The organism is Hallella bergensis DSM 17361 (assembly GCF_000160535.1).
GTDB classification, from domain to species: domain Bacteria; phylum Bacteroidota; class Bacteroidia; order Bacteroidales; family Bacteroidaceae; genus Prevotella; species Prevotella bergensis.
In genome coordinates this window covers 464070-475958 of record NZ_GG704781.1, presented here as the reverse complement: position 1 = coordinate 475958, position 11889 = coordinate 464070, and the positions used below count along the sequence as shown (strand labels likewise).

Genomic DNA, 11889 nt, shown 5'->3' with positions numbered 1-11889 from the left:
GAGTTGCAAAGTTAGCTGTTTTTTTCATATCTTTGGACTCCGAAAACATTGTTTTATTATGGAAAAAGAATTTGAAAACTATTGGAAGCGGCATCAACAGCTCCTCATTCAACGTGCACCCAACACACTGAAAGAGGAAAGACGGGAAACTGGAAAAATGAATACGGCCGGAGATTGGATATTATTCTTGGTTCCTATTGTCGCTATGGTATGGTTTATGGAGTATGGACCTTTCAGCAAGGAAATGCTGAACCTCGTTGTCGGCTTGGGTATGGGTGTAGTGATTTACGGATTATCAATCTTTATTAAGCCTTATGTTACGGGAAAAAGAAGTATTATCGATATAGACGAGGATATCAAACAGTATTTCTACAACATATACAAGGAAAAAGGCATAAAAGGGTTGGAAGAATAAAGCTGATGGATTTTACTCATAAGACAGCCTAAATCCGCGGGCTTCAAACCCATAATAAATCGCTCATAACGGTATTACTTAACATAATTCCACTCCTTGTCAGGTGCAGATAGTGCCCGTCCAAAACCAGCAACCCGTCCTTTAGATACGGTTTGGCATTGTCCATGAGGAATTGTCTATACGCTGGTGTCAGGCTATTTAGATCTAACCCTTCCTTTGTTCTTAGCGCCGTGGTTACCATGTCATTGTAGCGCGTATTGTCATCTATGACTTCCACCTCACACGGCAAGACACCTTTCATTGTTTCTGTAATATAGGTTTTAATATCAGCTATATTCCAGCTTCGAGTGTTTATGTCGTAGGAGTGTGCTGCGGCGCCAAGACCTATATATGGTACCCCCCGCCAATAACCAGAATTATGCTCGCTTCTGTATCCCTGTTTGCAAAAGTTACTAATCTCATAATGTTCATATCCAGCCATTGTCAATCTATCTATCAAAGCATCATACATAGCCAAACTTAGCTCCTCGTTGATTTCCCCGACTTTGCCTTGCTTCAACAGCTGATACAATGGCGTGCCCTCTTCATACATCAAACCATATGCAGAGATATGTTCCGGTGCAAGTTTCAGGGCGTGTTCAATATCGGACTCCCAGTCACTTAAGGTTTCTTCAGGGAAGCCAAACATGAGATCGATACTGATGTTTGTAATGCCTTGTTCGCGTAACATTCCGAAGGCACGATCCGCTTCGGAGGCTGTATGTCTGCGATGAAGAAATTTCAAGCGGGAATCTGAAAAACTCTGTACGCCCATACTCACCCTGTTGACAGGCAAGTCATCGAACATACCCATAGAGATGTCATCCGGATTGCATTCCATGGTTACCTCTGCATCACGATCTACATTGTAGACCTCATAGATATGTGTAAACAACTTGAGCAGATTTTCGTGGGAAAGTTGGCTTGGTGTGCCACCTCCAAGGTAGATCGTTTGAATTAGGGAGCTATCCGGGCGCATATCCATCTCCTTGCACAAAGCATCGGTATATTCATTGTGCAGTTGGGAATAAGTTGTAGAATAAAAGCCACAATAAATACATCTGCTTGCACAGAAAGGGATGTGAATGTAGAGTCCGGCCATAAAGTAATCTTTGGGAGTGTAAAATTACTAATTAGTTTTAAAATATTTGATATTTCATACACAATCTTTTGGATTCTATTCCTTTTTTGCCTATCTTTAGCATCGATTTGGAGACCAGCGCTCCTAACCTTAACGAAATTTTTTATTACTAACACTTTAAATCTTTTGATATGAGAGTATATCAGACCAACGAAATTAAAAACATTGCATTGATTGGCAGTGCGGGTAGCGGCAAGACCACTCTTGCCGAAAGTATGCTTTTTGAGGCAGGTGTCATTAAGCGCCGTGGAACGGTGGAAAGCAAAAATACAGTTAGCGATTACTTCCCCGTAGAGCTTGAGTACGGCTACTCTGTCTTCCCAACTGTTTTTCACGTTGAATGGAATAACAAGAAACTCAATATTATAGATTGTCCTGGAGCCGACGATTTCGTGGGGGGAGCTATCACTTCTTTAAATGTTACCGACCAGGCTGTTATCCTTATCAATGGACAATATGGCCCCGAAGTTGGCACGCAAAACAACTTCCGCTATGCTGAAAAACTGAGGAAACCAGTTATTTTCTTAATCAACCAATTAGATTCAGAGAAGTGTGATTTTGAGAATATCATAACTTCTATGAAAGACATCTATGGTTCCAAATGTGTACAGATTCAATATCCTTTAGAAACGGGACCAAACTTCCACAGCTTGATTGACGTACTGATTATGAAGAAACTTTCCTGGGGACCGGATGGAGGTGAGCCCAAGAGAGAGGATATTCCTGCTGAGGAAATGGACAAGGCTATGGAACTTCACAAGGCATTAGTTGAAGCTGCTGCTGAAAACGATGAGGTCCTGATGGAGAAATTCTTTGAAAGCGACACCTTGACCGAGGATGAAATGCGTGAAGGAATCCGAAAAGGTCTCGTATCATGCAGCATTTACCCCATATTCTGCGTAGATGCTCTTCATGACATGGGCGTTCAGAGATTGATGGAGTTCTTGGGGAATGTCGTGCCTTTTGTCAGCGAAATGCCCAAGGTGCGCAACTCTCGAGGAGAAGAAGTGGAGGCCGACTGCAATGCACCGGCAAGTTTATACTTCTTCAAGACAAGCATGGAGCCACATATCGGAGAGGTGTCATTCTTCAAAGTTATGAGTGGAAATGTCAAACCCGGTGATGATTTCAGCAATGCCGACCGTGGTTCTAAAGAACGTATAGGACAAATATTTGTGTGTGCCGGATCCAACCGCATTGCCGTAGACCAGCTCAACGCAGGTGACATCGGTTGCACCGTAAAACTCAAAGATGTAAAGACTGGGAACACCTTGAATGGCAAGGATATAGAGCAACACTTTAATTTTATCAAATATCCCAACTCAAAGTACAGTCGTTCCGTCAGAACTGAGAATGCCCAAGACATGGAAAAATTAATGGCTGCATTGATCAAGATGCACCAAGAAGATCCCACATGGGTTGTTGAACAGAGTAAGGAACTGCGTCAAACCATTGTTCACGGGCAGGGAGAATTCCATCTCCGCACATTGAAATGGCGATTAGAAAACAATGAAAAGCTGTCGGTTATCTATGGCGAACCCAAGATTCCATACCGTGAAACCATAACGAAGAAAGCCAAAGCTGAATACCGACACAAGAAGCAGAGTGGTGGAGCAGGGCAATTTGGCGAAGTACACCTTATCGTTGAACCATACGCAGAGGGCATGCCAGACCCAACAAGCTATAGCTTCGGTGGTCAGGAATTTAAGATCAACATTAAATCCAAGGAAGAAAAAGAACTTTCATGGGGTGGAAAGCTGGTGTTTATCAATTCTGTAGTGGGTGGTGCTATCGACCTTCGCTTTATGCCTGCCATCCTCAAAGGTGTTATGGATTGTATGGAGCGAGGTCCCTTGACAGGCAGTTATGCACGCGACGTGCGCGTGGTCGTGTTCGATGGAAAGATGCACCCGGTAGACTCCAACGAGCTCTCCTTTACGCTTGCTGCACGCCATGCATTTTCAATGGCGTTCAAGGAGGCCGGTCCTAAAATCTTGGAACCCATCTACGATCTTGAGGTGTTTGTGCCAGGCGACTATATGGGCGATGTGATGAGCGATCTGCAAGGGCGCCGGGCAATCATCATGGGTATGGATGCCGAAGCCGGATACCAGAAACTTTCAGCCAAGATTCCACAGAAAGAGTTGTCCAACTACAGCATCTCCCTGAGTTCACTAACCGGTGGACGAGCCAGTTTTACAACCAAATTTGCAAGCTATGAACTTGTGCCCAACGATTTGCAGCAAAAACTTATCAGTGAGCATGATGCGGAAGTAGCAGAGGAAGAAGCCTAAAGCACTATACTTTCAATAAACCACGAATCCCTCCCGATATGATTATCATTATTGGGAGGGGTTTTTAATTACATATATTGAACTATGTTTTGCGCTTTTAGTTAAATTTGACAAAAACATAGAGAATAATTAACACCTAAATGTTAACTTATTAAGAAATACCTTATCTTTGTAAATATGAAAAAGAGAACCATTTGGACCATAGCCATTATCATGGGCGTATCCTTTGTCATCTTGTTAGGCCTGCAACTTATTTATATCAAGGAAATGGCCAACATGAAGAAGGAACAGTTTGATGAGAGTGCAAATCGGGCTCTCTATCAGGCATCACGTAACTTGGAACTGAACGAAACGCTGCGTTATCTCGAGAAAGATGTCAACGAGGCTGAGCGACGCGCATCCCGAGAGGAGTATGCCGGCACACGTCAGGGCAGGTCTAAAAACGACACCGTACAAAACACTCATCAGTATTCTTTTACTGGGAAAAATGGTACGGTATACTCATCTTTCGAATTGAAGACCATGACCAACAAGCCTGGGCACATGCCCAAGGCTATGATATTGATCACTGACAAGAACTCAAATACAGAAGCCAGCAAGTCGTTACAGGAAATCGTCAAAAACAGATATGTCTATCAGAAAGCACTGCTTGACGAAGTGGTCATGAACATACTGTACTCGGCTTCGGACAAACCCCTGAAAGAACGGGTTAACTTCAAAATACTCGACCAAGACCTCAAGGCAGAGTTAATGAACAACGGAATCAACATTCCCTACCATTTCACGGTTTGCACACAAGACGGACGAGAGGTGTACCGATGCCCAGATTATTCGGACGAAGGTGAGGAATTCACTTACAGTCAAGTGCTTTTCCGCAACGATCCTTCATCCAAGATGGGGGTGGTCAAGGTTCATTTCCCTGATATCAACGGCTATATATACTCAAGCGTTAAGTTTATGATACCCAGCGTGGTATTCACATTAATTCTGCTCATCACCTTCATTTTCACTATTGCCGTAGTGTTCCGTCAAAAGCGATACAGCGCAATCAAGAATGACTTCATTAACAACATGACTCATGAGCTAAAGACTCCTATTGCCAGCATATCCTTAGCAGCGCAGATGTTTAACGACGAAGCAGTTGCCAAAAACGAAAAGATGACTCGACATCTTATAAGCGTAATCGGCGATGAGACAAAACGCCTGAGGTTCTTAGTGGAGAAAGTGTTGCAGATGTCGATGTTCGACCGCCAGGAAACAACATTTAAGAAGAAATACCTCGACCTCAATGAGATTGTTGAGTCTATTGCCAATTCGTTCTCACTAAGAGTGGAGCATACAGGAGGAAGAATTGATGTAGATTTACAGGCTGTAGAATCTGAAACATACGTGGATGATGTGCATTTCCAAAATGTGATCTTCAATCTCATGGATAATGCCGTAAAATACCGCAAACCAGACCAGCCCGTCAATATTTACATGAAAACCTGGAATGACAGCCAGTATCTCTACCTTTCGATCAGAGACACTGGTATAGGTATGAAAAAAGAAAACCTGAAGAAAGTTTTTGAAAAGTTCTACCGAGTGCATACAGGCAACATACACGACGTGAAGGGATTTGGGCTTGGACTTGCATACGTCAAGAAGATTATCGACCTGCATCATGGCGATATCAAGGCTGACAGCGAATATGGTCGTGGAACAACATTCACAATAAAGTTACCAATTATAAAGAAATAGAATAATATTCATTTTAAAATATAAAGCAATGGACGAAAAGATTAAGATTTTACTTTGCGAAGACGATGAGAACTTAGGCACATTGTTGTGCGAGTATTTAATTGCAAAGGGCTATAATGCCGTACTTTGTCCTGACGGCGAGGCCGGATACAAGGAATTTACAAAAGATAAATTCGACATGTGTGTGCTTGATGTCATGATGCCTAAGAAAGACGGCTTCTCCTTGGCGCAAGATATTCGACAGATCAACTCTCAAATTCCAATCATCTTCCTGACGGCTCGTGTACAGAAAGAAGACGTGCTCGAAGGATTTGACAAGGGTGCTGACGATTATATCACCAAGCCATTCTCTATGGAAGAACTTGTGAAGCGTGTAGAGGCCATTTTGCGTCGTGTACGTGGTAAGAAGAACAAGGAAAGCACTCATTACAAAATTGGGCGGTACAATTTTGACACTCAGAAGCAGTTGCTGACCATCGGCGACAAGCAAACCAAGCTTACCACCAAAGAAAACGAGCTGTTGTCACTGTTATGCGCACATGCCAACGAAATATTGAAACGCAACGATGCACTGCGCACAATCTGGATTGATGACAATTACTTCAACGCACGCTCAATGGACGTGTATATCACCAAACTCCGTAAACATTTGAAGGAAGACGAAGAAGTGGAAATCATCAACATCCACGGCCAGGGCTACAAGCTCATCGTGCCGGATGAAGAGTAAGTCGTTGGCTGCAGCATAGTTTGGCTGCATGCTCATCAGCATTGAAATAGTTGTTTTGCCAGGTTTGTTGCATAAGCAGCAAATCTGGCAAATTTCTTTGATATACTTAAAAAAATGCATCGACAAATCATGAAAGGAAAACTCCATTGACTCATAGCAAACACAAGACCGTCCACATCTATCCATAATGAGAAAGAACATCTTTCTCCAGCGAATAATGGTCAAATGCCATCGTGTTTCGTCCGACATACATCCGCTTTGCGAATGAAATACAAGTGCATCTCGGACGTAGTACTAGCGTATTGCGGTCGATAAACGATAGCAAAAAAACTTAATCAGCACAGCATAAACCTGTGGCAATTTTCTTGCTAACAGGTGGTGGAGAGGGATCAATACTTGTTTTGATGCTTTTCTTCCCGGATATAACAAAAGATTCCAACCAATATCAAGAGAGTGGGGAGGAAGAGTAAATTATGATTTGTCATACCCAAGATATACAGCAAGACCAATAGAATTATCCCAAGATATACAAGGGGTAATCCGAAAAAGTGCAGATGTTTGTCAAACAAAACAACTGCTACATAAAAAAAATGCCTTACTTTATTCATAAGCGGTGCAAATATACAAGGTTTCAGCAGAAGAAACTATTCTTTTTGTGATAAATAGCAAAATTTAGAACAATATTGGTTAAAGAGCAAAAAAAAGATAATAATCAGGGCGTTATAAACAAAATTATTTGTACCTTTGCACTCGCATTTTGCAAATTAACATTTTAATTCATTACAAAAGTAGTATGAATCATTACGAAACCGTTTTCATTTTGACTCCCGTTTTGTCTGATGAACAGATGAAGGAAACGGTCGCTAAATTCAAGAAACTGCTCACCGACAACGGTGCTGAGATTCTGAACGAAGAGGCCTGGGGACTTAAGAAGATGGCTTATGCTATCGAGAAGAAATCTACAGGCTTTTATTGTCTGTTGGAATTCAAGGCAGAGCCATCAGTAGTAGACAAGCTCGAAACCGGCTATCGCCGCGACGAGAAAGTTATTCGTTTCATGACCGTGAAGCTCGAAAAGTATGCAGCTGCTTATGCAGAGAAGCGTCGTGCTAAGTGGGCATCTAAAGTGGAGGCATAATTATGGCAGAGCAGAAAAAATCAGAAATCCGTTATTTGACCGCTCCTTCTATTGATACCAAGAAGAAGAAGTATTGTCGTTTCAAGAAAAGCGGAATCAAGTATATTGACTACAAGGATCCAGAATTCTTGAAAAAGTTCTTGAATGAGCAGGGAAAGATTCTTCCCCGTCGTATCACAGGCACTTCGTTGAAGTACCAGCGCCGTGTGGCTCAGGCCATTAAGCGTGCCCGCCAGATTGCCCTGCTTCCATACGTAACCGACATGATGAAGTAATAAAGGAGGTAAGGAATGGATATAATACTGAAAGAAGATATTATCGGTCTTGGATATAAGAACGATATCGTGAACGTAAAAGACGGCTATGGCCGTAATTATCTCATACCAAAGGGTAAAGCTGTCATTGCTTCCAAGAGTGCAAAAAAGATTCTCGAAGAGAATTTGAAACAGCAGGCCAGTAAGCTTGCCGCACAAAAAGAAGCTGCAGAGAAACGTGCTGAGGCTCTTACAGACGTTGTCGTAGAGGTTTCGGCCAAGGTTTCTTCAGGTGGTCAGCTTTATGGTTCTGTCAATGCAGCTACTGTAGCTGACGAACTTTCTAAGAAAGGCATTGAGATAGATCGCAAGATTATCACCATGCGCGAAGCTCGCAAGGTTGGCGAATACGAGGCTGTTGCCCACTTCCACAAGGATGTTGAGGTGAAGATTCCGGTAAAGGTTGTTGCAGAGAACGCCCCCGCAGAAGCAACTCCTGCAGAGGAAAAGAAAAAAGCTAAGGCATCCGAAGCTGTGAAGACAGAAAGTTCTGCAGAAGCAAAGGACGAAACTCCCACCGAAACTGAGGAGAAAGCTCCTGAAGCAGAAGCAGAGACACCTGCGGCAGAATAATCTTATACAAAGATTTGTATATTATGATGCTCTGAGGCATCTCGAAATAAAATCCCTTTCATCCATGTGATGGAAGGGATTTTTCATGATGACTAAAATAATCGTACAAATTGTGTAATCATTCCATATATTTTAATGTGTACTTTTGTCTCATCTTTATTTTTTTGTATCTTTGCATAACAATTTCAATCTTAAATTATAAATAAATGAAAGCATTTGTATTTCCCGGACAAGGTTCTCAATATGTAGGAATGGGCAAAGAGCTCTATGACAACAATCCATTAGCTAAAAAACTATTTGACAAGGCAGATGAGATTCTTGGCTTTAAGATAACCGATATTATGTTTGCAGGCACAGATGACCAACTCAAGGAGACTCGGGTTACGCAACCTGCCGTATTTCTGCACAGTGTTATTTCTGCACTATGCATGGGCGATCATTCGCATGTGGCAATGATGGCCGGACACTCTCTTGGAGAGTTCTCAGCTCTTGTCGTAGCCGGCGCACTGAGTTTTGAAGACGGACTCCGTTTGGTTGCTGCACGTGCGAATGCCATGCAAGAGGCTTGTGAAGCCAATCCTGGAACAATGGCAGCTATCATTGGTTTGCCGGATGAAAAAGTAGAGGAGGTATGTTCGTCAATAAGCAATGAGGGCAAGGTGGTTGTAGCAGCAAACTACAACTGTCCGGGACAACTCGTTATTTCTGGCGATAAGGAAGGCATTTCAGAGGCTTGTGAAAAATTGAAAGCTGCCGGAGCCAAACGTGCTTTACCCCTGAAGGTTGGTGGAGCATTTCACTCACCCCTGATGCAGATGGCTAAGGATAAACTTCAGAAGGCTATCGAGGAAACGACTTTTGCAACACCTAAATGTCCTGTATACCAGAATGTGGATGGAAAACCACATACAGACGCAGAAGAGATCAAACGAAATTTAATTGCGCAACTCACAAGTTCTGTACGTTGGACTTCAAGTGTCCAAAATATGATCGCCGACGGTGCCGATGATTTTACAGAGTGCGGTCCGGGCAAAGCTTTGCAGGGTATGATTGCACGTATCAGTAAAGAAGTTAGTGCTCACGGTATTGATTGAATACATCATTGAGTTTTCAGAGATTGTTTTGGTAGAAACCGAAGCAGTCTCTCCTCATTTTAAGGTAGATTCTATTAGTTTCTGCGGACAATGAATTGAAAAATTCTGGGTGACGTAAAGTTTACGCCACCCACTTTAAATTAACACAAGTATCTCGTGAGTTGATCATTGATGAACCAGAAAATTATAATATATCAAGTTTTCCCCCGACTTTTTGGCAATAAAAACTCCACACGAAAACCTAATGGCACGCTCGAAGAAAACGGAGTGGGGAAGATGGCCGACCTGGATATGACCAGACTTCGCCGTATCCACGACATGGGCTTCACCCATATATGGTTTACCGGTGTGATACGACATGCAACAACGACTGATTATACCAAGTATGGTATTCCCCGCCAGCATCCCTCCATCGTAAAGGGTCTGGCAGGTTCGCCCTATGCAATCACCGACTATTACGATATCGACCCGGACCTTGCAACCGATGTTGAAAAGCGGATGGAGGAGTTCGAGCAACTTGTTGACCGAACTCACAGGCTGGGCATGAAAGTCATCATAGACTTTGTTCCCAATCATGTGGCTCGGCAATATAAGTCTATTTGTCGACCTAAAGATGTGGAGGATCTGGGCGAGGGCGATGATGTGAATAAACATTTCTCTCCGCAAAACAATTTCTATTATTGTCCCGGACTTAATTTTATCAGTCCCGTAAAGTGTAAAGGAGATATTTCTCCTTATGAGGAACTGCCAGCCAAGTGTACAGGAAACGACCGTTTTGACAACACACCAGGAATTAACGACTGGTACGAGACGGTGAAACTAAATTACGGTGTAGACTATTGCAACATGGGAGGACGGAGTGAACATTTTGATCCGATCCCATCTACATGGAGCAAGATGACAGATATCCTGCTGTTCTGGGCTTCAAAGGGAGTCGATGGTTTTCGATGCGATATGGCCGAGATGGTTCCCCCGCAGTTTTGGTTGCATGCCATCCGAATAGTACAAGCTCGCTATCCTCATATTAACTTTATAGGAGAAGTCTATGACACAGCACTTTATAGAACCTATATTAAAGTTGGTTTTAACTATCTGTACGACAAAGTAGGTATGTACGACTGTATCAGGGATATTATTTGCGGCCGACGACCTGCCAGCAGCATCACCTATTATTGGCAAAGCGTAGACGACATTAAGGAGAAAATGTTGTATTTCTTAGAGAATCACGACGAGCAACGTATAGCCAGCAATGAATTCTGCAATGACGCTTGGAAGGCAATTCCCGGTATGATAGTGTCTGCGTTGATGTTAAAGAATCCTGTTATGATATATTCCGGTCAGGAGTTTGGAGAACCCGGGATGGACACGGAAGGCTTCTCGGGAAAAGATGGCCGGACGACCATCTTCGACTATTGGTACCTTGATAAACTATATCGAGGATATTTTGACAGGCGCAGAATTAGTGGAGATGAAAAAGCCTTGCAGCTGAAATACCAGCAGATTTTGCGTATCGCAAATAGAGAGAAAGCTGTATACGAAGGGGATTTTTTTGACCTGATGTATGTTAATCCGCAAACCTGGAAGTTCAATCCAAGATACCAATATGCGTTCTTGCGCAAGTATGAAGACGAAGTTTTGTTAGTTGTGGCCAACTTCTTCCATGAGAGAGTATACGTAGGAGTGGTGATTCCGGAGCATGCCTTTAATATCCTTGGCATTCCCGAAGGAGAGTTTTCTGCTACAGACCTGCTTACGGGTGAAACGATGCCCGTCAAACTTGAAATAGACGGAACGATCAACATGGATTTACTGCCACATAGTGGTAGGGTTTATAAATTCAATACGAAGATGAAAGACAATAAATATATATTGAACGACCATAACAAGGAAGAGTTTCCACCAGCTCACACAGCTGAACACTTGCTCAATCAGCTTATGGGTAGAATGTTTGGATGTGAACGTTCATGTGAAGCACATATTGAACGCAAAAAGAGCAAGATGAGTTTTGTTCTTGATCGTAAACCGGACAGAAAGCAGGAAAAAGAAATTGAAGAGCAAATGAACGAGCTAATTAAGGCTGACCTACCGGTAACCTATGAATACTTTGACAAAGACAACCTGCCGGAAGAATTTGACCCTGATAGGTTGCCTGAAAATTGCTCCCAGACCATTCAGCTTGTACGAATAGGAGACTTTGACCTGTGCCCGTGCATTGGCAAGCATGTTCGTTCTACATCACAGATTGGTCGATTTGAATTGCTGGGTACAAACTGGAATCAGGAGAAATTGACTTACAGGATAAGGTTTAAAGTTATACCATAGTACAACTTGATTAGCTCAAAGTTTTATTTGATAAGGTCAAGGCAAATTAAATCCCCCCGTAAACTTTGAAGTTCGACGGGGGGATTTTTTAA

At 42.7% G+C, this 11889-nt stretch carries 10 protein-coding genes; 9 read left to right on the top strand and 1 reads right to left on the bottom strand.

Annotated features, from left to right (window positions below; genetic code table 11):
• Positions 1–58: 58 nt before the first annotated feature.
• The gene (locus tag HMPREF0645_RS05970; RefSeq protein ID WP_007174015.1) at positions 59–415 is read left to right on the top strand and encodes a hypothetical protein; all 357 of its coding nucleotides are present in this window, start codon (positions 59–61) and stop codon (positions 413–415) included.
• 43 nt (positions 416–458) lie between these two features.
• On the opposite strand, the gene hemW is transcribed toward HMPREF0645_RS05970, so the two are convergent.
• A complete protein-coding gene (gene hemW, locus HMPREF0645_RS05965; RefSeq protein ID WP_044123335.1) occupies positions 459–1556 on the bottom strand; it encodes a radical SAM family heme chaperone HemW in 1098 nt (365 codons plus the stop codon).
• A gap of 170 nt (positions 1557–1726) precedes the next feature.
• Between hemW and HMPREF0645_RS05960 the strand changes: the two genes are divergently transcribed.
• From HMPREF0645_RS05960 to HMPREF0645_RS05920, 8 genes are all read left to right on the top strand, one after another.
• Entirely contained in the window at positions 1727–3889 is a 2163-nt protein-coding gene (locus HMPREF0645_RS05960; RefSeq protein ID WP_007174013.1) for an elongation factor G, read from the top strand.
• Positions 3890–4066: 177 nt separating this feature from the next.
• Positions 4067–5629, top strand: coding sequence for a sensor histidine kinase (locus tag HMPREF0645_RS05955; RefSeq protein WP_007174012.1), 1563 nt, complete (start codon positions 4067–4069; stop codon positions 5627–5629).
• A gap of 28 nt (positions 5630–5657) precedes the next feature.
• The gene (gene rprY / locus HMPREF0645_RS05950; RefSeq protein WP_007174011.1) at positions 5658–6356 is read left to right on the top strand and encodes a response regulator transcription factor RprY; all 699 of its coding nucleotides are present in this window, start codon (positions 5658–5660) and stop codon (positions 6354–6356) included.
• Positions 6357–7149: 793 nt separating this feature from the next.
• Complete coding sequence (gene rpsF, locus HMPREF0645_RS05940) at positions 7150–7494, top strand: 30S ribosomal protein S6 (RefSeq protein ID WP_007174009.1); 345 nt, start codon at positions 7150–7152, stop codon at positions 7492–7494.
• A 2-nt stretch (positions 7495–7496) separates the two neighbouring features.
• Entirely contained in the window at positions 7497–7769 is a 273-nt protein-coding gene (gene rpsR / locus HMPREF0645_RS05935) for a 30S ribosomal protein S18 (RefSeq protein ID WP_007174008.1), read from the top strand.
• A 15-nt stretch (positions 7770–7784) separates the two neighbouring features.
• Complete coding sequence (gene rplI / locus HMPREF0645_RS05930) at positions 7785–8381, top strand: 50S ribosomal protein L9 (protein ID WP_007174007.1); 597 nt, start codon at positions 7785–7787, stop codon at positions 8379–8381.
• 206 nt (positions 8382–8587) lie between these two features.
• Complete coding sequence (gene fabD / locus HMPREF0645_RS05925) at positions 8588–9475, top strand: ACP S-malonyltransferase (RefSeq protein WP_007174006.1); 888 nt, start codon at positions 8588–8590, stop codon at positions 9473–9475.
• A gap of 171 nt (positions 9476–9646) precedes the next feature.
• Positions 9647–11797, top strand: coding sequence for an alpha-amylase family glycosyl hydrolase (locus HMPREF0645_RS05920; protein ID WP_007174005.1), 2151 nt, complete (start codon positions 9647–9649; stop codon positions 11795–11797).
• The last annotated feature ends 92 nt before the right edge of the window (positions 11798–11889 follow it).

Excerpts from the sequence above, each read along its gene's own strand:
- HMPREF0645_RS05970 (WP_007174015.1), top strand. The coding sequence starts at position 59 with ATGGAAAAAGAATTTGAAAACTATTGGAAGCGGCATCAACAGCTCCTC.
- hemW (WP_044123335.1), bottom strand. The coding sequence starts at position 1,556 with ATGGCCGGACTCTACATTCACATCCCTTTCTGTGCAAGCAGATGTATT.
- HMPREF0645_RS05960 (WP_007174013.1), top strand. The coding sequence starts at position 1,727 with ATGAGAGTATATCAGACCAACGAAATTAAAAACATTGCATTGATTGGC.
- HMPREF0645_RS05955 (WP_007174012.1), top strand. The coding sequence starts at position 4,067 with ATGAAAAAGAGAACCATTTGGACCATAGCCATTATCATGGGCGTATCC.
- rprY (WP_007174011.1), top strand. The coding sequence starts at position 5,658 with ATGGACGAAAAGATTAAGATTTTACTTTGCGAAGACGATGAGAACTTA.
- rpsF (WP_007174009.1), top strand. The coding sequence starts at position 7,150 with ATGAATCATTACGAAACCGTTTTCATTTTGACTCCCGTTTTGTCTGAT.
- rpsR (WP_007174008.1), top strand. The coding sequence starts at position 7,497 with ATGGCAGAGCAGAAAAAATCAGAAATCCGTTATTTGACCGCTCCTTCT.
- rplI (WP_007174007.1), top strand. The coding sequence starts at position 7,785 with ATGGATATAATACTGAAAGAAGATATTATCGGTCTTGGATATAAGAAC.
- fabD (WP_007174006.1), top strand. The coding sequence starts at position 8,588 with ATGAAAGCATTTGTATTTCCCGGACAAGGTTCTCAATATGTAGGAATG.
- HMPREF0645_RS05920 (WP_007174005.1), top strand. The coding sequence starts at position 9,647 with ATGAACCAGAAAATTATAATATATCAAGTTTTCCCCCGACTTTTTGGC.